Below are 23087 nucleotides of genomic sequence, written 5' to 3'. Positions count from 1 at the left end.
TTACTTCTTGGCCTTGGCCGCCGCCGGTTTACCGAGCGCGAGGGCATCGGCCACCACGCGGAACAGGTCGGTGTTTTCCATCTGGCCGTGGACCTTTTCGGAGCCCGGGCCGCCAGCGGTCAGCACCACATCGTCGCCGGTATGCACGCCCTGGTTAGCGCCGCGCGGGCCGGTGTTGGGCAGGTTGCCGGTGCGGAACACGGCGCCCGGAACGTCCTTGTACTTCTCGTTCGCCACCATCACGCCGTCGGCGTTCTTGATGGCCGGCACGTTCTCGCCATCCATGTAGGGACGGAAGGTTTCGTAGTAGTCCGGCGTGTTGGCAAAGACCAGGCGCAGGCGTTTCGAGACATCCACCTTTTCCGGATAGCCTTCGGCGTTCGGCGCCGGGTAGTTCGGGAAGCCGGCATCCTCGTACGTGCCGATCTTGTTGCGCATGTCGTTGCCCGGTGCATCGTCATTGACCGTGCCGACGACACTCACGCCGTGAGAATGGTCTGCCGTGACAAGGATCAGGGTGTTGTTGCCGTTGGCCTTGCTCCAGTTCTTCGCTTCGGCGACGGCCTTGTCGAACATGATCGTGTCGTAGATCGCGCGTTCGGCATCCATCGAGTGCGAATACTTGTCGATGCGGGCCGATTCAACCATCAACACGAAGCCCTTCTTGTTGCGCGACAGGATCTTGATTGCGGCCTTCATCTCCTCGACCACATCCGGCTGATCCGGGAACTTGCTGACCGATCCCTTCTTGAGGAATTTCAGGTCCAGTGCGCCGTCGATGTTGCCGGTGTTGTACAGGCCGAGCAGGCGGGTGGTCTTGTCATTGTCTGCGGCTGCGGCCATTTCGGTTTTCGTCGTCGCGAAGGCGTAGCCGGCGCTCTTGAATTGTCCGATGTAGTCCACGTCGTCCTTGCGCTTGGAGCCCGGGGTGGATTGCGGCAGGAAGTTCGGCGAGCCGCCGCCCATGATCACGTCGATCTTGCTGTCGTAAAACATCTTCACGATGTCGTTGAAGTCCGAACGACGACGCGTATGCGCGATCATCGCGGCCGGCGTGGCATCCTCGATCTCGGAATTGGTCACGGCGCCGACGGCGTAGCCCTGACGCTTGGCCAGCTCGCCCAGGGTTTCGACCCTGGGGTGATCCAGCGAGCCGGCGGCGCGCGAGCAATATACGCCCAGCGCATTGACACAGCTCTTGTGGCCGGTGGTGTATGCGTGCGCTGCGTTGGCCGAGTCGGTGATGATCGAATCGGTGCCCTGGGTGCTCAGCAGGGCCATTGCCGGCAACTCGTCCATGGCCAGCTTGCCATTGAGCTTGCCGTCTTCGATGCCCTTGGAGAGGATGCGTGCCGCGGTGCGGTGGGCGACCGAGAAGCCGTCACCGATGAAGAGGATCACGTTCTTTGCCGCAGCCTTGGCGGGCGTGGCGTAAACATTCCAGACCACCTTCTTCGTGTTCGTCCCGTCGCTGGCTTCGACCGTATATTTGCCGGCCTTGCTGAGTGCGACATCGCGCAGGATCAGGCTGGTGACGTCCTTGCCATCCTCACGGTAGATGAAGTCAGCACTTTTCCCGACAACGCTTGCGGCATCCTTGCCATTGATGCTGAGTTTGGCGGTGGAGGCGTCGACCAGTCCGGGGAATTCGACCTTCAGATCGAAACGCGAGCCGGCAAGGATCTCGGCACGGTTCAAGGGGTAAATGCTTTGAGCTGCGGCAGGCAGAGCGAGCACTGCGGCGCAGAGCGCGGCCGCAAGCGGAAGACGGGTGAAACGCATGGCGGAATCCTTGAAGGAGGAAAGGCAAGGTCCGCAGGGTAGGCGTTGCACGTTACATGATTTTGACAGACCGCCGTCATCTGCCGGTCATGGTCTTGTCACAATTCCCCCGCCTGCACAGCCGCATCTGACGTGCCTCTGCAGGCAGGGGGCTTCGAGAGCCTTTTACGTCGGACCTCTGCGAGCACGCGGGTTTCTTGCGCACATTCCTCGCGCAGCGGGCTGCGTACCCGCTTTGGCGCCGGGGCGGACCCCCGCGTGAGTTTTCGCGATCGGCACTGAGGCGACGCCTGGGAATGCACGAACAAGGTAAGGGCTATTCCCATATTGTCAAAAAGGGCTTTTTGATTAAAATCAAAAACACTGCCCAATGAGGCAGGCGTGTCATTCAGTCCAACAGAGGAGAAGCTTCATGAATAAAACAATGCTGGCTGCGGTATTGGCCATGGCGGCTGCTTTTTCAACGTCTTCCGCATTCGCCCAGGAAAGCCCGTGGCAGGTGCGTGCCCGTGCGGTGTTCGTTGATTTCGACAACGCCCAGTCCGAAGGTCTGCCTCTGGGCGGCTCCGTCCGGGTCGAGGCGGCAAGCCGCTGGATTCCGGAAGTCGACATCAGCTACTTCTTCACCAAGAACATCGCGACCGAACTGGTGCTGACCTATCCGCAAGGCATCGACATCGAGGTGGGAGGCACCAAGCAGGGGCGGATCAGGGCTTTGCCACCTTCGCTGCTGCTGCAATATCACGCTACGGACCTGGGCGCGTTCAAGCCCTACGTTGGTCTGGGCCTGAACTACACGATCTTCAGCAAGCGCAGCAACATTCTGGACGGTGCAGCGCAGGTTGAGCGTTCGAGTTTTGGACCCGCCTTCCAGATCGGGATGGATTACATGCTCGACAAGCACTGGTCGATCAATCTGGACCTCAAGTACATCAGGATGGATACCGATGTGACCGTGGGGGGCGACAAGGTTGGCAAGGTCGGCCTGAACCCGGTGACCGCCGGCCTGGGCTTCGGCTACCGTTTCTGAGCATCGTTGCAGAGGGGATGACAGGGCGCCTGCGGGCGCCCTTTTTGCGTCTGCGCATTCACGGCAGATGTTCCGCCCCTGCCGGTCTGGCTCATTGTCATGTCTGCAAGGCCTGAGTATGCTGAAGACAGGCGTTGTTCTGCAGGTTGCAGCGACGCTTCCCCTCGGTGTCACTCCCGGATCGCTGATTCGCCCGAAAACGTGTGTGCGTTGACTCGGATCCGGCTGCTCTTGTGAGGATTTGATGGCTTCAACAGCTCGTCAGCGGTTCATTTTGCGCGTCACCGTGGGCTATGCCATTTTTGCGCTGGCGTGGATCTTCCTGTCCGACCAGCTGCTGGCCGAGATAGCAGACGTGTCCCGTATCGTCTGGTTATCGAATGCCAAAGGGGTGAGCTTTGTTCTGGTCACCTCCCTGCTGCTGTTTTTTGCGTTGCGCTCTGTGCCGGGAGCGGGTGGGCCGCCCCGCGGACGGGAGTCCGTGCCGGTCCGGCAGCAGGCCTTGCTGGGCTGGCCGAGCTGGTTGAGCTATGGCTTTGCGGTATCTGCCAGCGGGGCCTTCCTGTTCGTGCTGGCGGCCATCGGTATCCCTGACGGCGAGCGTCCGCTGCTGATCATCCTGATGTTGCCGATCATCCTCAGCGCAACGGCAGGCGGTTTCGGGCCGGGCCTGAGCGCGACCCTGGTGTGTTCTCTGGGGGCGCAGTTCTTCCTGATCCAGCCGCGCTTCAGTTTTCGTTTTGCCGAGCTCCACGATCTGTTCCAGTGGTGCTTCCTGCTCGCCAATGGTCTGATGGTCAGTGCCCTGTGCGAGGTTCTGCGACGTGCCTGGTGGCGACTGGAGGCCGGTGGCCAGCTGCGCGCGGTGATCCTCGACAGCATTGGTGATGCAATCATTGCGGCAGATCCCGATGGACGGATTACCTATCTGAATGCAGCCGCTGAACAGCTCACCGGCTGGCCGGCCAGAGAAGCGCACGGGCAGTTCATGGCCGTGGTGTTTGCCCCGCTGGACGAGGCTGGTGTGCACCCTCTGGGCGATCTGGGGCCCCGCATTCTTGCGGCGCAAGAGGGCCTCGCCTGTGACGGGGTGCTGATCGACGGCCAGCGACGCCGCATTCCGGTCCATCTGCGTGGTGCTGCCGTGCGGCTGGATGACGGCAGCTGTGTCGGCTGGGTGCTGGTGGCGCGCGATGAAACCGAGCGTCGCAGCATGGAGGAGAACTTGCGGCAGAACAATGCCTTGCTGCAGGACATGAGTGCGATGGCGCACGTTGGCGGCTGGGAAATGGATCCGGTCAGCCGGCGTGGCACCTGGACCCGCGAGCTGGCAGAGATTCACGAAGTGGATCTTGAAAAACGGCCGGATATCGAATTCGGACTGGAGTTTTACGAGGGGCGCTGGCAGGTACTGATCGAGTCCGCCCTGGCGCGGCTGATCCGCGACGGTACGCCCTACGATCTGGAGCTGGAGCTGACCACGGCGACTGGCAAGCGCAAATGGGTGCGTTCGGTCGCCGTACCGGTCTATGTCGATGGCTTGCTGGTCAAGATTCGCGGAGCGCTGCAGGATATCAGCGTGCAGAAGCAGACTGCCGATGCCTGGCGGGAAAGCGAGGCGCGCTACGCCCGGGTGATCGAAGGTTCGGATCAGGGCTTCTGGGAATTGAATGTGCAAACCCGTCAGTTCGATATCAGCCCGCGTTTTGCCAGCATGTTGGGCTATCCACCCGGTGGCCTGGATATCTCTCCGGAGAAATGGGGCGAGCATGTTCATCCCGTCGATCTTGCCAGGGCGATGGAGTCGATTGAGGCGCATCTGGCCGGCAAAACCCCTGCGCATCAGGTGGAGATGCGTATCCGCACCGCCACGGGCGACTGGAAGTGGGTGCTGACGCGCGGCAAGCTCGTTCAGTGGGATACGGATGGCAAGCCCCTGATCATGTCCGGCACGCATACCGATATTTCCGAGCGCAAGCGCGCGGAGGCGGCGCTTCGGCAAGCCGCAACCGTGTTCGAGAATACGCAGGAAGGCGTGATGGTGACCGATGCGGCGCAGGCGATCGTGATGGTCAATGAGGCCTTCTGCCGGCTGACCGGATTCAGTGCCGATGAAGTCCTGGGCCGGCAGCCGTCCTTTCTGTACGCAGTGCAGCACGATGAGGCGTTTCATGCCGATATCTGGAAACAGGTGCTTGAACAGGGCAGCTGGCAGGGCGAGCTGTGGAGCCGGCGCAAAGGCGGCGAGTCCTTCCCCGAGTTGCTGAGCATCAACGCCGTGCGCGACGAAAACGGTGAAGTCACCAGTTACGTGCAGGTGTTTACCGATATTTCGACCCTCAAGGCCTCCGAAGAGCGTCTCGATTATCTGGCCCATCATGATCCGCTGACCCAGTTGCCCAACCGCCTGCTGCTGTTCTCGCGGCTCGATCATGCTCTGGCGACGGCCCGCCGCGATGGTGGTCTGCTGGCTCTGCTGATGTTCGATCTGGATCGTTTCAAGGACATCAACGACAGCTTTGGTCACCTGCTCGGAGACCAGTTGCTGCAGCAGGTCGCCAAGCGTCTGTCCGGCCGTTTGCGCGCCAGCGATTTCTTTGCGCGCCTTGGTGGCGATGAATTCACCATCCTGCTCGAAGGGCTGAACCGTCTGGAAGATGCCGCACGGGTAGCCGGCGAGGTGCTTGCGGCGCTGGACCAGCCCTTTCAGCTGGATAACGGAATCGAAGTTCAAAGCAGTGCCAGCATCGGCATCAGCCTTTTCCCAAGCCATGGCGATAGCGCCGAGAGTCTGCTGCAGCAGGCGGATGCTGCAATGTATCGCGCCAAGGCGGAAGGGCGCGGGAGCTTCCAGTATTACTCGGAGAGCATGACCCACGCCGCACAGGATCGCATCCGCCTGGATGCGCGCTTGCGGCGGGCGCTGGTGCGGCACGAGCTGCGGGTTTTCTATCAGCCGCTGGTGGATATTGGCAGCAACCGCATCGTCGGCGCCGAGGCTCTGGTGCGCTGGCAGGATCCGGACGAAGGCTTGATTCCGCCGGGACGTTTCATTCCGATTGCTGAAGAAACCGGGCTGATCAGCGAAATCGGCGCCTGGGTGCTGCATGAAACCTGTCGCCAGGGCCGTGCCTGGCTGGATGCCGGCCTGCCGCCACTGGTGCTGGCAGTCAACGTGTCCGGCCATCAGATCCGGCACGGCTCTTTTGGGGCGCAGGTGGAGGCCGTTCTGCATGAGACGGGTTACCCCCCCACGGCCCTGGAACTCGAACTGACCGAATCCATCCTGATGGATGAGAGCCACGATGCCGGCGCGCTGCTCGAGTGGCTGCAGAAACGCCAGATCCGCCTGGCGATTGACGACTTCGGTACCGGCTATTCATCGCTGGCCTACCTGAAGCGCTTCCCGCTGGATGTGCTGAAGATCGACAAGTGTTTCATTGATGACATCTGTCACGACCGTGACGATCGCGAGATCACCCTCGCCATCATCGGCATGGCCCACGCACTGGGTTTCAAGGTGCTGGCCGAGGGCGTCGAATCCGCCGAGCAACTGGCCTTCCTGCAGGCACACGGTTGCGACATGTATCAGGGCTACTTCCGCAGCAAGCCGGTGCCAGCCGAGGAGTTCGTGAAGCTGTTGCAGATTTGACACGTCTCAAGCCATAGGCGGGGCATCAATCTCATGCAGCAAAATCTGCATTCGAGCCGTTGCCTGGAGCTGCGTACGCGTGAGCGGCACCCCGCCTGCATCTGCGCTGGCCCTGCCACAGCAGGCAATAGCCTCGGTCCCGTCCGTTGCGCGATAGACCTGCCATGCCGCCGCCAAGGATTACGCTACCTTTTTGCAGGTGTTCGTACAGATGCGGTTTTCTCGTATATGGAAAGACTGAAGGCTGGAATAGTGTCCCAATTTGCATATCGCTAACTCGCTGGAATGAAAATGCGATAACCGATAAAACTGAAAAAATAGCGAAGATTCGAGACAAGCTGCTTTCAAAGGAGAACCAAATGCTTAGGCAATATGTCGTTGCTCTGGGAGTCTGTATTGCGGGTGTAGCACACGCGCAGGAGACAATAAAAATTGGTGTAATCGGCCCCTTCACGGGCCAGTCTTCAAGCGATATGGGCGAAAGCATTCGCGGAGGGGCGCGTGTTTTTGCGGATGAGGTCAATCGCTTTGGTGGTGTTCTGGGGCGGAAAATCGAGCTGATCGAAAAAGACGATCAGGCAAAAGCCAATATTGGCGCGGACCTGACCAAGGAACTCATCGAGAAGGACAAGGTGTCAGCAGTTGTCGGCTTTGCAAATATTGCCGTGGCAAATGCGGCCGTCCCGCTTCTGCAGAAAGCCAGAATTCCCTTGATCGTTTCCGCTGCCGCAGGCGGCGAAATCACGCGCCAAGCCAATCTGCCGCCCAATACGCCTAACTTCATTTTCCGCGTAGCAGGCCGGGATTCACTCCAGACCAAGGCCATGTTCAAGGATCTGGTTGATCGGCGAAGGATCACCGAAATCGCCATCCTGCATGACGTTACTCCCTACGGTGAGGGCGGCAAGGCAAACGCCATGGCTGATCTGACCGCACGCGGGATCAAGCCGGTTGCCATCGAGAGCTTCAAGATCGGCGATCAGGACATGACTGCGCAACTGGCCAGGGCCCGCGCAGCCGGTGCCAAAGCCATCGCTCTTTACGGTCTCGCCGCCGAAGACGCGATGGTGGCAAAAAGCCTGGTCAAGCTGAACTGGAAAGTGCCGCTGGTGGGGACCTGGACGATGTCGCAGCGCTCGTTTACCGATCTGGCGGGCCCCGCTGCAGAGGGCGCGCGTGCCGCCGTGACCTTCATTGAAGACGAACGGGGCGGGGTGACATACGCATTTGGCCAAACCTATCGCAAGGTCAACATGGTGACCAGCATTCCGTCTGGCGTGGCCGCTTCGCAGACATACGATGCCCTGCGTCTGCTGTTCCTGGCGATGTACCAGTGCAATTGTTCCGACAGCGAACGCATTCGTTCCGCGCTGGAAAATCTTCAGTACTCGGCACGTTCTACCGTGGTCACCCGTTATGACCAGCCTTTTACGCCGGGAGACCACGAGGCGATCAGCGCCAACATGGTCGTCATGGGTGAAATCCATAATGGCCGGTTCTTCTACGCGTACAAGGAAGATGAGAGCGCATCGCTGATCACCCGTACCAAAGAGTAGCGTCGGGCTCTTCTCTCTGGCCATGTGAGGGCGAGAACAGACGGGAGTCACCTGCTTCGCGTGAGTTGCGCAGGGGACTCCCCGTCCGGCATCTGCCGGTTGCCTACCACGACAGTCGATTTGATGCCGCGGACAAGGGCGGACTTCGTGGCGTTCGCAGAGCCGCTTCCCGCCTTGTTCTACAGCGCGGTGTGCCGGGAAAGACCGGTACGCAAGCGTCTTCGGGCGACCTGCCCGTAGGCCTCCGCTACATGCGGCTTCCAGGGTGTGATACATACAAAAAAGGCCAGCCTTGCGGGCTGGCCTTTTGCATGCTTGATGCCGCTCAGAACGGTAGCTTGATCCCCGGCCAGGCGGCGCTGATCTTGTTGCGGAACTCGACCTGGATGCGTTCCAGTGCTGCAGCGGTATCCGCTTCGAAGCGCAATACGACGACCGGTGTGGTGTTGGAGGAGCGGGCCAGGCCGAAGCCGTCGGCAAACTCGATGCGCAGACCGTCGATGGTGATGCGCTCGACTTCGCCTTCAAACTTTACGGCCTTGAGTTTTTCGACCAGTGCGACGGGTTCGCCTTCGCTCATCTTGATGTTCAGCTCGGGCGTACACAGCGCGTCTGGCAGCGCCTTGAGAATGGCGTTGGCGTCCGGGCTGCGCGACAGGATTTCGAGCAGGCGCACGCCGGTGTACAGGCCGTCGTCGAAACCGTACCAACGCTCCTTGAAGAACATGTGGCCGCTCATCTCACCCGCCAGCGGGGCGCCGGTTTCGCGCAGCTTGGTCTTCACCAGTGCGTGGCCGGTGTTCCACATCAGCGGCACGCCACCGTGCTTGCGAATCCACGGAGCGAGGTTGCGGGTGCACTTCACATCAAAGATGATCTGGCCGCCGGGCACGCGCGACAGCACGTCGGCAGCGAAGAGCATGATCTGGCGGTCCGGGTAAATGATCTCGCCATCCTCGGTGACCACACCAAGGCGGTCGCCGTCGCCATCAAAGGCCAGACCGATTTCAGCATCTCCCGCTTTCAGGGCGGCAATCACGTCTTGCAGGTTCTCGGGCTTGGACGGATCCGGGTGGTGGTTCGGGAAGTTGCCGTCAACTTCCGAGAACAGCTCGGTCAGCTCGCAGCCCAGACGCTTGAAGAGTTCCGGCGCGGTGTTGCCGGCCACACCGTTGCCGGAATCCAGCACGATCTTCATCGGGCGGGCGAGCTTCACGTCGCTCAGGATGCGTTCGATGTAGGCCGGGCGCACGTCGGTGTGAGTGATCTTGCCCGGGGCAAAGGCATGTGTCAGCCGGCCTTCCACGATGCGCTGGCGCAGATCCTGAATCATCGCGCCATACAGGGTCTGGCCGCCCAGCACCATCTTCAGGCCGTTGTAATCCGGCGGGTTGTGGCTGCCGGTAATCGACACGCAGGAGTTGGCACCAAGGTGGTAGGCCGCGAAATAGGTGATCGGGGTGGCCACACAGCCGATGTCGATCACGTCGGTGCCGGTGGCGATGATGCCCTCCGCCAGCGCGGTAGCGAAGCCGGGGCCGGACAGGCGGCCATCGCGGCCGATGACGATGGTTTTCTGGCCTTGTTCGATGGCAGCGGAGCCCAGTGCCTGGCCGATGGCGCGTACGGTGTCGACGGTGAGGGATTTGCCGACGATGCCGCGGATATCGTAGGCCTTGAAGATTTCGGGTGCGGGAGAAGCCATGCTTGAAGCCCTGTTTGAACAATGCCCGGATTATACCGGGGGGATTGTGACGTGCCGGCAAAGGCGTGGTGTGTGCGGTCCGTCCGGGTACTGGAAACACTGGAAATCCGGATGCCGGATCTGCCTCACGCGCTCAGGCAGCTTGCTTGTGTACGCATTGGCCCATGACATGGGTGGCGGCCACGCAGCGTTCGTCGCCCAGCATCATCAGTGCAAACAGGCGATCTGCCAGACTGTCTGCAAAGCTCCAGCGGAAAGCCAGTTCGGGGATTGGCGCCGCGTCGAGCACGACAAAGTCGGCTTCCTTGCCCGGGGTGAAGTTGCCGATGAACGTGTCCAGCGACAGCGCGCGGGCGCCACCCAGACTGGCCAGATACCAGGCTCGCCAGGGCGACAAGGCGTGATGCTGGGCCTGACTGATCATGTAGGCGGCAGCCATGCTGCGCAGGCTGGACAAGCTGTTGCCGCCACCCACGTCGCTGGCCAGACCGACCGGCACTCCCGCAGCGCTGACCGCACGGTAGTGGAAAAAACCACTGCCGAGGAAGAGGTTGGAACTCGGGCAAAACGCGATGGCTGTGCCGGTTTCCGCCATGCGGGCAAGCTCACCTGCGTCCAGATGGATTCCGTGGCCATAGATGCTGCGTGCGCCGATCAGGCCGAAGTGGGCATAAACATCAAGATAGTTTTTCCGGCCGGGGAATAGCTCACCGACCCAGGCGACTTCGCGCTGGTTTTCCGACAGGTGCGATTGCAGATGCAGATCCGGGGCGCTGGCGAACAGATCGCCGGCGACCTTGAGCTGGGCTTCGGTCGAGGTGGGCGCAAAACGCGGTGTCACGCTGTAGCGCTGGCGGCCCTTGCCGTGCCAGCGCTCGATCAGGCTGCGCGAATCAGCCCAGGCGGATTGCGGGTCGTCGCGCAGATCGTCCGGGCAGTTACGGTCCATCAGGACCTTGCCGCAGAGCATGCGCACATTGCGTGCTTCGGCGGCCTCGAAAAACGCATCGACCGAGTGGGGGTGCACCGTAGCGAAAACCGATGCGGTGGTCGTACCGTGGGCGAGCAGGCGGTCGAGGAAAAAGCTGGCCGTCTGTTCGGCGACCGCGCGATCCGCAAAGCTGGCCTCGGCGGGGAAGGTGTAGTCCTCCAGCCAGTCCAGCAGCTGACGTCCGAAGGAGCCCATGACCCGCATCTGGGGGTAGTGCACGTGGCTGTCGACAAAGCCGGGCAGGATCAGCTTGCCGCGATAATCTAAGTAGCGGGCGGCGTCTCGGCTCAGTTCCGGCAGGGTGGCAAGCACGTCATTCCAGTTGCCGCACGCGCTGACAAGGCCGTCCTGCACCAGCAGGCCACCGTCTTCGAAGTACTGCCAGGCTGAGGAGTCATCTTCCGGGCCGGGATCGGCGAGGAAATGCAGGATCGAGCCGCGTACCAGTATCGCGCCGGGCAAAGGGTTCATGAGCTCACTCCGAATGATTGTGATGTCTGATTATCCGCGCTGCGGGCGCCGTGCGCACCGGGGGCGGTTGTCAATCATCCGTCCATCCGGCGAGTGATTGGTAACGGAGTCTAGGGCGTGTTCACAGTAGGCGAGGGGTTGCGCGCGCACGAAATGGCGGCGTGGCAAGGCACAGTGACGAAGACAGGGTGGCCCCCTGACGAGGAGCTGTAACGCGGCCAGGGCGTCATTTCGTGCGCGCCCTCCGGGTTGAGGCATGGAGCCCGCGCTACGGCGTTACGCTTCTTGTACGGGGGAAGCACCCCGTACTGCGGCGCGTGCCTTGTCCCGCAAGCTCCATGCCTCAACGCAATCCCCTTGCCTACTGTGAACACGCCCTAGCCCCCCGGAATGAAGGGCTTGCCCAGCGAGGCGGGCAGGTTGAGTTGCAGGAGCGCCCGGTCACGCGAGATCAACACCAGCACCACGATGGTTGCGACGTAGGGGATCGCTGACAGCAATTGAGAGGGGAGGTCGACGCCCAGCCCCTGGGCGTGCAATTGCAGGATGGTCATGCCGCCGAAAAGATAGGCGCCGAGCAGGAGACGCAGCGGTTTCCAGGTGGCAAAAACCACCAGCGCCACGGCGATCCAGCCGCGCCCGGCGGTCATGTTCTGCACCCAGAGTGGCGTGTAGACCGTGGACAGATAGGCGCCGGCAATTCCAGCCATGGCACCACCGAAGCACACAGCAGCGTAGCGGATGGATGTGACCGGATAGCCGATGGTGTGTGCGGCTTCCGGGCTTTCGCCCACTGCGCGCAGCACCAGCCCCCAGCGTGTTTTCGCCAGCACCCAGGTGACGAAAATCGCGGCGGCATAGGAGAGGTAAACCACGACCGTCTGGTTGAAGAAAATGGGGCCCAGCACCGGAATCGCAGAGAGGCCCGGGATCGGCCAGGGCTGCAGACCGGGCAGGCTTTCGCTGACCAGATATTGGCCGACGAAGGCCGACAAGCCGCTGCCGAAGATGGTCAGCGCCAGACCTGATGCCGCCTGGTTCGCGCCCAGACTCAGGGTCAGCAGGGCGAAGGGCAGGGCTGCCAAGGCACCGGCCAGCGCACCCGCAACAAATCCTGCGAAGAGGCCCCAGTGCAAGGCTGCGCCGAAACCGGCGACCGCACCAATCAACATCATGCCTTCGACGCCTAGATTGATGACCCCGCTCTTTTCGGTTACCAGCTCGCCCAGTCCGGCGAATATCAATGGTGTTGCGGCTGCCAGGGTGCCGATCAGCACCGGGATGAGGTGTTCAATCATGCCTGTGCCTCCTTGATGACAAATGGCTTGCGACGTTTCAGGCGATAATCGACAAATGCATCGGCCCCGAGCAGGAAGAACAGCAGCATGCCCTGAAACAGCCAGCTGACGGCTGAGGGCAATTGCATCGAGACTTGTGCAGCTTCACCCCCAATGTAGATCAGCGCCATCAACAAGCCGGAAAAGACAATCCCGATCGGATGCAGACGACCCACCCAGGCCACGATGATGGCGGCAAAACCGTAACCCGGCGACAGTGACAGGGTCAGTTGCCCGACCGGCCCCGCAGCTTCGGCGGCACCGGCGATGCCCGCCGTGACGCCCGATACGACCAGGCTGATCCACACCGTGCGCTGGGCCGAGAAGCCGGCATAACGTGCGGCGCTGGGGGCTTGCCCCCCGACAGCCAGTTGATAGGCGAGAAAACTGCGTTTCACGAATAACCACAGCAAGGGGACAGCCAGCAGCGTGATGATGACCGAGCTGTTGATGCGCAGGCCTTCGAACAAGGCATTGAACAAGGCGGGTTCACTGAACATGATGGATTGCGGAAAGTTGCTGCCGCCGGGGTCACGCCAGGGACCGCTGACCAGCCAGGCCAGCAACTGGACTGCAACATAGGTAAGCATCAGGGTGGTCAGGGTTTCCTCTGCGTTGAAGCGCGTCTTGAGCCAGGCCGGCAGTGCGCCCCAGAGGCCGCCCCCAATGGCACCGGCGAGCACCATCAGCGGCAGAATCCAGTCGCCATCCATGCCATCGGTGTAGATGGCGACGCCTGAGGCGCAGATCGCGCCCATGAGCAGCTGTCCTTCTGCGCCGATGTTGTAGATCCTTGCGCGAAAACCCAGGGCCAGACCTTGGGCGATGAGGATCAGCGGCGAGGCCTTGAGCGCCAGCTCGCTCCAGCCATTTTCGGTTTCCAGCGGTTCGATGAAGAAGACGTAAAAGGCCTGCAGCGGAGGTTTGTTCAGCGCATAGAACAGGACGGTTGCGGTCAGCAAGGTCGCGAGGATGGCAAGCGGTGGCGCGGCCCATTGCATGAGTTTGGATGGATTGGTGCGGGGCGTGAGCAAGGACATGGGTTTTCTCTTTTCCCTGATCAGACGGATGCTGCCGCGGCCTGGCCGGCCATCAGCAAGCCAATCTGTTCGGCATTGGTTTCGTTCCTGGGCATGGCGGCAGACAGGCGTCCTCCGGCCAGCACGGCGATGCGGTCGCAGATTTCGAAAAGTTCTTCGAGCTCCTCCGAGACGACCAGCACGCCGACGCCCTCGCGGGACAGATCGAGCAGGGTCTGGCGCAGGGTGGCCGCAGCGCCCACATCCACGCCCCAGGTCGGTTGCGCGACGATCATCACTTTCGGCGCCTGCATGATTTCGCGTCCGACGATGAACTTCTGCAGATTGCCGCCGGAGAGGCTGCGCGCCGCCGCTTGCGGCCCGTTACAGCGTACGTCGAAGCGTTCGATGCAACGCAGGGCAAAGTCGCGCGCGGCCTTGAAGTCCAGCAGGCCGAAGCGGCTCAGTCCGGGCTGGCGGTGTGCGGTGAGCATGGCGTTCTGGGTCAGAGACATGGATGGCACTGCGCCGCGACCCAGACGCTCTTCGGGCACGAAGCTCAAGCCGCGATCGCGCCGCTGCCCGGCATGCAGATGTCCGACTGGGAGGCCGGCGATTCGGACCGAATCGGACCGACCGGTGCTCTCACCCGACAGGGCGGCCAGCAACTCGGCCTGGCCGTTGCCGGAAATGCCGGCGATGCCAACGACTTCGCCGCTGTTCACGGTGAGCGAGATGTCTTCCAGAGTGACGCCGAAAGGGTCGTCCTTGGGGCGGCTGATGCTGTCTATTTCCAGCGCCGCTTTGACCTCACCGGCATAAACGGGGGCGTGGCAGACCGGCAGATCGCGGCCAATCATCATGCGCGCCAGACTGGCCGTAGACTCCTGACGCGGATTGGCGCCGCCGGTTACGCAGCCGCCGCGCATTACCGTGGCGCGGTCGCACAACGCCTGGATTTCATGCAGTTTGTGGCTGATGTAGAGAATTGAAACGCCTTCGCTGGCCAGCTTGCGCAGGGTCTCAAAAAGCTTGCGTACCGCCTGCGGGGTGAGTACCGAGGTGGGCTCATCGAGGATCAGCAATTGCGGGTTCTGCAGCAGGCAACGCACGATTTCCACGCGCTGGCGCTCGCCCACCGACAAGGCATGTACCAGACGTTCCGGGTCCAGTGGCAGACCGTATTTTTCGGAGACCTCGCGTACGCGCACGGCCAGCGTTTTCAGGTCTGTGTCGGGAGGCAGGGCGAGCGCGATGTTCTCCGTGACATTGAGCGTTTCGAAAAGCTGGAAGTGCTGGAACACCATGCCGATGCCCAGTTCGCGGGCCACTGCGGGATTGGCGATGCTGACCTCACGGCCGTTCCACTGGATCTGCCCGCTATCCGCCTGGACAGCACCATAGATGATCTTCATCAGGGTGCTCTTGCCGGCACCATTCTCCCCAAGCACGGCGTGGATCTCACCCGGCATCACATTCAGGCTCACCTGATCATTGGCCAGCACGCCCGGATAGCGTTTGGAAATATTGAGCAGCTGCAGGCGTGGCTCACCGGCGGGGAGCGGGCGCGGGTGATTTGGGGGCGGCGGGATCAGCATAGGGGAAGCCCGATTTTGGTGTTGAGGTGTGCGTCGGAGCGGGGGGAGATGACTGTGTTACGGGGGCGTGCGACGTCTTCGCGCACCAGCAGGAGTTGTGCGACCACTGCGGCGGCGATCACTGCGGGTTGCTTGCTGCGGATTCCTGCTATGCCGATCGGACAAGTCATGCCAGCGAGCTGCTCAGCGCCAAGTCCGCGCATGAGCAGGCGTTGCTCAAAGCGCGTGCGCTTGGCTTGCGAGCCGATCAGGCCGAAGAAGGCGAGATCCTTGCGTTGCAGCCCTTCCGCGCACAACTCCAGATCTATCGCATGGCTGTGGGTCAGCACTAGCAGCATGCTGCCGGGCCTGGCAGTACAAACCTCCTGCACCGGGTCGTCGGTCTGGATGCACTGCACTGTGGAAGCGAGCTCTGCAGGGAATACGTCTTCGCGTGTATCCACCCAGCGGATCTGCGCCGACAGCGGCAGCAGGGCGCGCACGATGGCTTCACCAACGTGACCCGCGCCAAAGATCGTGACCGGGAACTGTGGCAAGGAAATTTTCTGATGGAAGCGCCACGGCGCAGTAGCGCTCACGCGGAAGTTGCCAGCGGTCGCGTCAGCGCCCAGATCAAGTGCTGCCGCCGTTGCCGCATCCGTCCCGCTTGCGAATTCGATGTGCCATTCCGAAGCCGAGCCTTCGACGCATTGGCGCGACAGATTGCAGCCATTCTCAAGCGCTGCTACGCGTGTTTGCCAGGCGTCCGCTTCGCTGTGCTCGATGCGTTCGAACAGCAGCCAGACTATGCCGCCGCAGCATTGCCCCAGACTGGCGGCCAGCGGCAGGCGCAGCAGGCTTGGGGATGCGGGTTTTTGCAGCAGCAACTCGCGCGCATGGGCGATAGCTTCCCATTCGAGGCGGCCACCTCCGATGGTGTCGCAGCAGTGCTGTGTGCTGACCAGCATGCTGGCGCCTGCTTCGCGCGGGGTCGAACCGCGTACCCCGGCGACGCTGACCAGCATCAGCGTGCCTTCGTGTGCCAGCCAGTCCGGCAGGGCTTGCCAGGCATTCATGGCAACTCTCCGATGGCCCGCAGGATGGCCTCGGGGGTGGCCGGGGCCTGCAGTGCCACGGCACGCCCGGCTGCCGCACAGGCCGCATCCCGCAAGGCAAAGAAAACCGCGAAACCGTGCATCAAGGGCGGCTCACCGACCGCCTTGGATTTGTGAATGCTGTTCTCCGTGTTGGCATTGTCATAGAGCTTTACATTGAGAACCGGCGGGCAGTCGGACACGGCAGGGATCTTGTAGGTGGACGGGGCATGCGTGGCGAGCCAGCCATCCTTGCGGAAGACCAGTTCTTCGCTGGTCAGCCAGCCCATGCCCTGCATGAAGCCGCCCTCGATCTGACCGATATCCAGCGCCGGGTTGATCGAGCGGCCGGCGTCATGGAGGATGTCGGCGCGCAGCACACGCGATTCGCCGGTGAGGGTGTCAATCACCACCTCGGCACAGCAGGCGCCATAAGCGAAGTAGAAGAAGGGCCGGCCTTGCAGACTGCCCGCGTCGTAGTGGATTTTGGGTGTGGCGTAAAAGCCGGAGTCCCACAGCTGAATGCGCGCGCGGTAGGCCGCGGCGACCAGACTGGCGAAGTCCTCGCGTACCTCGCCTGCGCGTACGCCGTCCAGTGTGAATTCAACCTTGCCCGGCTTCAGACCATGCCGCAGGCAGAAAAAACTGGCCAGGCGCTTGCGGATCTTGCGTGCGGCGTCGAGGGCTGCCTGACCATTGAGGTCGGTGCCACTGGAGGCTGCGGTGGCCGAGGTGTTGGGCACGCGGCTGGTGTCGGTGGCGGAGAGGCGCACCCGCTCCATGGGCAGCCCCAGCTCCTGTGCCACGATCTGCGCGACCTTGGTGTGCAGACCCTGTCCCATCTCGGTGCCGCCATGGGTGATGAGCACCGAGCCATCGGCGTACACGCACACCTGGGCGCCGGCCTGGTTGTAATGCGTGGCGGTGAAGGAGATGCCGAACTTTACGGGGGTCAGGGCGATGCCGTGCTTGAGGATCGGGCTTGTCGCGTTGAAGCAGGCAATGGCTTCGCGCCGCGCTGCGTAGTCGCAGTCGGCAGCGAGTTCATCGACCAGCGCCGGGGCGACGTTGTCCTGCACCGACATGCCGTAGTGCGTCATGGTGCAGGATTCATTGCCCGGCAGGCCGTAGAAATTTGCGCGCCGGACATCCAGCGGATCCAGACCGAGATGGCGCGCAATATCGTCGAGGAGGTACTCGATGGCGAAGATGCCTTGCGGGCCACCGAAACCACGGAAGGCCGTGTTCGAGACGGTGTGGGTACGGCAGCGCAGGCTGCGTACCGCAAGGGCGTCGAGGTAGTAGCAGTTGTCGAGATGAAAGATCGCGCGGTCGTTCACCGGGCCGGAGAGGTCAGTGGAAAAACCGCAGCGTGAGGCGAGTGTGATCGCCAGCCCCTGCAGCTGGCCGCGATCGTCAAAGCCGACCTCCCACTCGTAGGCAAAATCGTGGCGTTTTCCGGTGATGCACATGTCATCGTTGCGATCGAGGCGTAGCTTCACGGCCCGCCCGGTCTTCCAGGCGGCCAGGGCGGCGGCGCAGGCGACCTGGGCAGACTGGGATTCCTTGCCGCCGAAGGCGCCACCCATGCGCCGGCATTCCACGCTGATCTGGTGCGCGGCCCAGCCCAGCATGTGGGCGATGCCGTGCTGCATCTCGGTGGGGTGCTGGGTCGAGCAGTGCACATGCAGGCTGGATTGTTCGCGTGGCAAGGCGAGTGCGATCTGGTTTTCGAGGTAGAAGTGTTCCTGTCCGCCCAGGGTGGCGTGCCCCTGCAGGCGGTGTGGTGCCGCAGCCAGCGCCGCGGCGGCATCGCCTTTGGCGACCTGTACTGGTGGCATCAGCCAGGATTCGGCTGCGATTGCCGCCGGAATGTCGAGGATGGCGGGCAGAGCTTCGTATTCGACTCGCGCGCAGCGTGCTGCCTGACGCGCCTCTTCATGGCTGCGGGCAACGACGAGAAAAATCGGCTGGCCCATGAACTGCACCAGTCCGTCTGCGAGGATCGGGTCGTCGTGAACGATGGGGCCGCAGTCGTTGTGAGCCGGGATGTCCCGGGCGGTGAGCGCCGTGATGACCCCCGGTGATTCCAGTACCGGCGCCAGATCCATGCTGAGGATGCGGCCATGGGCACAGCTTGCCAGGCCGAAGGCCGCATGCAGGCAGTCCGCGGGCGCCGGCAGGTCGTCGATATACGTCGCGCGACCGCTGACGTGCAACTTCGCGCTGTCGTGCTGGATGGATTGGCCGACGCTCATGCTGACACCTCGGCAATACGCAGTGGTGCATTGTTGCTGTGCTCCAGCCACAGGCGGCGTAGCAGGTTGCGCGCCACCATCAGGCGATAAGCGGCCGAGGCACGCATGTCGTCCAGTGGCTGGAAATCGGTGTCGAGGGCGGCCATCGCCGCTTCGACACTGCGCAGTTCGAAGGGCTGGCCGAGCAGAGCAGCCTCGGCAGCCGATGCGCGGCGCGGCGTGGCGGCCATTCCGCCAAAGGCGAGACGGGCGCTGGTGATGCGGCCGGCATCGCCCAGCGTCAGGGCGAAACCGGCACACACGGCGGAAATATCCTGATCCTGACGCTTGCTCACCTTCCAGCTGCGGAACAGGCGACCGGGCACGGCGCGCGGAATGCGCAGCGCACGTACGAACTCGCCGGGGGCCAGCGCGGTTTTCTGGTAAGCGAGGTAAAAGTCTTCCAGTGCCATGCTGCGCAGCTGTTCGCCCTTCTGCAGGACGATCTGGGTCCCCAGCGCGATCAGCCCGGGCATCGAGTCGCCGATGGGCGAGCCGTTCGCCACGTTGCCCCCCAGGGTGCCGGCATTGCGGACGGGCAAAGACGCGAAGCGCTGCGCCAGTTCCTGCCAGTGCGGCTCATCCTGCGTCAGGGCACTGAAGGCCGAGCTCAGTGAGGCGCCCGCACCGATCTCGGTGCAGTCGTCCTGGCGCACGATGGCCTTCAGCTCTTCCAGCGCGCCCAGATAAATGATGTCGCCGAGCTGGCGCAGCTGCTTGGTGACCCACAGGCCGATGTCGGTGGAGCCCGCCAGCAGGCGCGCTTGCGGCATGGCCTCGCAGTGCCGGGCCAGCTCGGCGATGCTGCGCGGTGCGATGAAGCGCTGGCCGTGGCTCTGATAATCCAGCGCCGGCATGGCTGCCAAGGTGTCGAGCGTGGCGCGCAGGGGCTGGCGATCCATCTTGCATGCCGGCTGCTGCCAGGCTTGCTGGGCGGCATCAATGATGGGGCGATAGCCGGTGCAGCGACACAGATTGCCCGACAGGCAGCCTGCAATCTCGTCGCGCGTCGGGGCGGCGTCGCGCGACTCGTAATCCGCCCACAGGGACATCACGAAGCCAGGCGTGCAGAAACCACATTGCGACGCATGGGTTTCCACCATGGCCTGCTGCAGCGGGTGCAGCTGATCCGCCCGGGCGAGGTCTTCGACCGTGAACAAGGCTTTGCCGTCCAGCGTCGGCAGCAGTTGGATGCAGCTGTTGACGGCTTCGAGACGGACACCGCCGCGGGCGCTGTCGTCACGGCTGCCGATGACCACGGTGCAGGCACCGCAATCGCCTTCGCCGCAGCCTTCCTTGCTGCCGGTGGCGTGAATGTCTTCGCGCAGCCATTGAAGCACGGTGCGCTGCGGTGATACGTCGCGGACCTCGGTGAGGCGGCCGCGGAACCAGAACTGGATGGGGCGTTGGGACATGTTTTTGGATTCCATTGTTGTCCCTGACTTCTAGCATTTGCCATGCCCAGCGCCCCTGCGAATCTGGAATAGTGTTTATCCCGGAATCCAGAACCCTTTTTGTGCAATAGCCGCTTCTTCTTCCAGCAAGGGGCCGATGACCTCTATGCGACGCTGACCGCTGGCGAAGACGCTGCGGCATGGCAGGGATAGCGTGGGGTTTTCCGGATCATTACCGGTCAGCGCGAGCAGGCTGGACTCTGCCAGCCCATACACGACCCGCCCGATGCCGCACCAATAGATGGCACCGGCGCACATTGCACAGGGCTCGGCGTTTGAATACAGGGTGCAGCTATGCAGCTCGGCCGGGCTCAGCAGGGTGGCTGCGCGAGCGGCGGCCACGCGTTCTGCATGCCGGGTCGGGTTGCCCGGCGGGCGTGAGTCATTGCCGCATTCGGCCACCACGCGGCCATCCGGGGCGACGACCAGCGCGGCAAACGGGTGTTTGCCGGCATTCCTGCTCGCCAGCGCGAGCTCAAAGCTGCGGCGCAGCCAATGCAAATCCTGATCGCTCATCATCTCTCCTTGTCGAAGCTGGATCGTGCTCCTTATCGGTGCGGCGTGCCCTGATAACTCACATAAGCAAGCAGCCATAGGCGCGTGCCCGGCGGATGACTACAGTGTCCCGGTCGGCTCCATTTTGTCAGCCCCCAAACCAGGAGATCAGAATGCCATATGGATGTTTTTCAAAGCTTTCGCGCATGCTTGCAGTGTGTGCCGGTGTGTTTGCCATTGCGTCTGTGCAGGCCGCAGATCCGCTCAAGGCCGGGTTCATCTACATCGGCCCGACCGGTGATCACGGCTGGACCTATGCCCACGATGTCGGCCGCAAGGCCGTCGAGGCCAAGCAGGGCGACAAGGTCAAGACCACCTTCGTTGAAAACGTGCCGGAAACCGCCGACGCCGAACGCGTCATCCGCGACCTCGCCAGCAAGGGCCACAAGGTGATCTTTGCCACTTCCTTCGGATACATGAATGCGATGGACAAGGTGGCCAAGCAGTTCCCGAAGACCGTGTTCATGCACGCCACCGGTTACAAGACCGGCAAGAATCTGGGCATCTACGATGTGCGCACCTATGAAGGTGCCTACATGCTCGGCGTGGTGGCCGGCAAGATGAGCAAGAGCGGCCAGCTCGGCGTGGTCGGCTCGATCGCCATCCCGGAAGTGATCCGCAACATCAATGCCTTCACCATTGGCGCACGCAGCATCAATCCCAAGGCCACCACCAAGGTGATCTGGGTGAACAGCTGGTTCGACCCGGGCAAGGAGCGTGAAGCTGCGCTGACCCTGATTTCACAGGGCGCGGACGTGCTGATGCAGAACACCGACTCGCCGGCCGTGGTGCAGACCGCGCAGGAAAAAGGTGTCTACGCTTTCGGCTGGGATTCGGACATGAGCAAGTTCGGCGGCAAGGCCCAACTCGCCGCTTCGGTGCTGAACTGGGGCGTGATCTATAACGAACAGATCGAAAAAGTGCAGAAGGGTGAATGGAAGACCACCGACATCTGGGCCGGTGTGAAGGACGGTGCGGTGAACATCGAAAGCTTCGGCACGGCCACCCCGGCGGATGTGAAGAAGCTTGCCGAAGAACGCCGTGATGCGATCAAGGCAGGCAAACTGCACCCCTTTACCGGCCCGCTCAAGGATAATGCCGGCAAGGAACTGGTGGCGGCTGGCAAGACCCTGGCGGATGTCGATCTGCGCAAGATGAGCGTGTACGTAGAAGGCGTGGAAGGCAGCGTGCCGAAATAAGTCCGTCGCGTCATCCGTATTGCAACATCGGGGCGCCTTGCGCCCCGATGCTTTTTTGAGGAATGAACATGAGCCCACTTGAACTGGCCTTGAGTTGCCCCAAGGCAGAATTGCACCTGCATATCGAAGGCTCGCTGGAGCCCGAACTGGCGTTTGCGCTGGCGGCCCGGAACGGCATCGATTTTCCCTATGCCAGCGTGGAGGCCTTGCGTGCCGCCTATGACTTTGCGGATCTGCAAAGCTTTCTCGATCTCTACTACGCCTGCGCCGATGTGCTGCGCACCGAAGCAGACTTTCACGACCTGATGCTCGCCTACCTGCGTCGCGCGCGTGAAGACCAGATCATCCATGCCGAGGTCTTCTTCGATCCGCAGACCCACACCGCGCGTGGCATTCCGTTCGAGACCGTGTTGCGCGGCCTGCGTGCCGGGGCCGAAGCAGCGCGCAGCGAGTGGGGCATGAGCACGCAGCTCATCATGAGCTTCCTGCGCCATCTGTCCGAAGAGGATGCGTTTGCCACGCTGGAGCAGGCCATGCCCTTCATCGATCAGATCGATGGCTTCGGCCTGGATTCCTCCGAGCGCGGCCATCCCCCCTCAAAGTTCGAACGCGTTTTCGCTCGCTGCCGGGAGCTCGGCAAACCGGTGGTTGCCCATGCCGGCGAAGAAGGCCCGCCCGCCTACATCTACGAAGCCCTCGACCTGCTCAAGGTCGGGCGCATCGACCACGGCGTACGCGCCAGCGAAGATCCCGCCCTGATGCAGCGGCTCGCGCGCGAAGGCATGCCGCTCACGGTCTGCCCGCTGTCCAATGTGCGCTTGCGGGTTTTCGCTGACATGCGCCAGCACAGCCTGCCCGCGCTGCTCGCGCAAGGGCTGGTGGTCACGCTGAACAGTGACGACCCGGCCTACTTCGGCGGTTATCTCGGCGCCAACATCCGCGCCGTGCATGCCGCGTTCGGGTTTGATGCGCCGACCTGGCAGACGTTGATCGCCAACAGCTTCCGCGCCAGCTTCGTCAGCGCCGCGCAACGCGCGGCGTGGATCGCGCAGGTCGACGCGCACTTCGCCTCCGCCTGAGCAGCTGCCTGAAGAGCCACATCCCGCTTGCCTGTGCGGAAAGGGTGCTTGCGCAAGCAGGCGGGATGCGGCTCTTCGGGCACGCTCTCTGAAGAAGCCCGTCAGACCCGGTCTGGCGGGCTTCTTCCTGTCCTGATCTCTCCCGGGCTGCGCCGGGGATGCTGAATGCGTACAATCGGCCAATTGCGGACCTTCGACATCTAGCACCGAAAGCGGACGTTGAGGCACTGATGGCCTTGGCTCATCTGTCCGTACTATTGATATGCGCATACGGACGGGCTGAAGGCTT

General features: G+C 62.5%; 15 protein-coding genes. 5 read left to right on the top strand and 10 right to left on the bottom strand.

Annotation, left to right across the window (positions count from 1 at the left end; all coding sequences use genetic code 11):
• Positions 1-1782 (bottom strand): alkaline phosphatase, encoded by a 1782-nt coding sequence (locus Q9Q94_RS02255; RefSeq protein ID WP_305978391.1) that lies wholly within the window; start codon positions 1780-1782, stop codon positions 1-3.
• Positions 1783-2194: 412 nt separating this feature from the next.
• Between Q9Q94_RS02255 and Q9Q94_RS02250 the strand changes: the two genes are divergently transcribed.
• From Q9Q94_RS02250 to Q9Q94_RS02240, 3 genes are all read left to right on the top strand, one after another.
• Entirely contained in the window at positions 2195-2812 is a 618-nt protein-coding gene (locus Q9Q94_RS02250) for an OmpW family protein (RefSeq protein ID WP_305978390.1), read from the top strand.
• A gap of 244 nt (positions 2813-3056) precedes the next feature.
• Positions 3057-6464, top strand: coding sequence for an EAL domain-containing protein (locus Q9Q94_RS02245; protein WP_305978389.1), 3408 nt, complete (start codon positions 3057-3059; stop codon positions 6462-6464).
• Positions 6465-6628: 164 nt separating this feature from the next.
• The gene (locus tag Q9Q94_RS02240) at positions 6629-8020 is read left to right on the top strand and encodes an ABC transporter substrate-binding protein (protein WP_305978388.1); all 1392 of its coding nucleotides are present in this window, start codon (positions 6629-6631) and stop codon (positions 8018-8020) included.
• 325 nt (positions 8021-8345) lie between these two features.
• Here the strand turns inward: Q9Q94_RS02240 and Q9Q94_RS02235 are convergent, their stop codons facing one another.
• From Q9Q94_RS02235 to Q9Q94_RS02195, 9 genes are all read right to left on the bottom strand, one after another.
• On the bottom strand, positions 8346-9725 hold the full coding sequence (locus Q9Q94_RS02235) for a phosphomannomutase/phosphoglucomutase (protein WP_305978387.1): 1380 nt from the start codon (positions 9723-9725) through the stop codon (positions 8346-8348).
• Positions 9726-9858: 133 nt separating this feature from the next.
• Positions 9859-11187 carry a guanine deaminase gene (gene guaD, locus Q9Q94_RS02230; protein ID WP_305978386.1) on the bottom strand — a complete coding sequence of 443 codons (1329 nt, stop codon included), beginning with the start codon at positions 11185-11187 and terminating at the stop codon, positions 9859-9861.
• 377 nt (positions 11188-11564) lie between these two features.
• Positions 11565-12485: an ABC transporter permease gene (locus Q9Q94_RS02225; RefSeq protein ID WP_305978385.1), complete on the bottom strand. Its 921-nt coding sequence runs from the start codon at positions 12483-12485 to the stop codon at positions 11565-11567.
• Positions 12482-13564, bottom strand: a complete 1083-nt coding sequence (locus Q9Q94_RS02220; protein WP_305978384.1) for an ABC transporter permease — start codon at positions 13562-13564, stop codon at positions 12482-12484. The genes Q9Q94_RS02225 and Q9Q94_RS02220 overlap by 4 nt, the downstream gene beginning before the upstream one ends.
• 20 nt (positions 13565-13584) lie before the next feature.
• Positions 13585-15141, bottom strand: a complete 1557-nt coding sequence (locus Q9Q94_RS02215) for an ABC transporter ATP-binding protein (protein WP_305978383.1) — start codon at positions 15139-15141, stop codon at positions 13585-13587.
• Positions 15135-16196: a xanthine dehydrogenase accessory protein XdhC gene (xdhC, locus tag Q9Q94_RS02210; protein WP_305978382.1), complete on the bottom strand. Its 1062-nt coding sequence runs from the start codon at positions 16194-16196 to the stop codon at positions 15135-15137. The genes Q9Q94_RS02215 and xdhC overlap by 7 nt, the downstream gene beginning before the upstream one ends.
• The gene (xdhB, locus tag Q9Q94_RS02205; protein ID WP_305978381.1) at positions 16193-18472 is read right to left on the bottom strand and encodes a xanthine dehydrogenase molybdopterin binding subunit; all 2280 of its coding nucleotides are present in this window, start codon (positions 18470-18472) and stop codon (positions 16193-16195) included. The genes xdhC and xdhB overlap by 4 nt, the downstream gene beginning before the upstream one ends.
• Positions 18469-19926 carry a xanthine dehydrogenase small subunit gene (gene xdhA / locus Q9Q94_RS02200; RefSeq protein ID WP_305978380.1) on the bottom strand — a complete coding sequence of 486 codons (1458 nt, stop codon included), beginning with the start codon at positions 19924-19926 and terminating at the stop codon, positions 18469-18471. Before xdhA ends, xdhB begins: the two co-directional genes overlap by 4 nt.
• Before the next feature lie 75 nt (positions 19927-20001).
• Positions 20002-20481 (bottom strand): nucleoside deaminase, encoded by a 480-nt coding sequence (locus tag Q9Q94_RS02195; protein WP_305978379.1) that lies wholly within the window; start codon positions 20479-20481, stop codon positions 20002-20004.
• A 152-nt stretch (positions 20482-20633) separates the two neighbouring features.
• On the opposite strand from Q9Q94_RS02195, the gene Q9Q94_RS02190 reads away from it, so the two are divergent.
• Complete coding sequence (locus Q9Q94_RS02190) at positions 20634-21719, top strand: BMP family ABC transporter substrate-binding protein (RefSeq protein WP_305978378.1); 1086 nt, start codon at positions 20634-20636, stop codon at positions 21717-21719.
• A gap of 68 nt (positions 21720-21787) precedes the next feature.
• Positions 21788-22798, top strand: a complete 1011-nt coding sequence (locus Q9Q94_RS02185; protein ID WP_305978377.1) for an adenosine deaminase — start codon at positions 21788-21790, stop codon at positions 22796-22798.
• Positions 22799-23087 lie beyond the last annotated feature (289 nt).

The sequence above is a fragment of the Uliginosibacterium sp. 31-16 genome (assembly GCF_030730865.1).
GTDB lineage: Bacteria > Pseudomonadota > Gammaproteobacteria > Burkholderiales > Rhodocyclaceae > Uliginosibacterium.
This window is presented reverse-complemented; position numbering and strand designations above follow the sequence as displayed.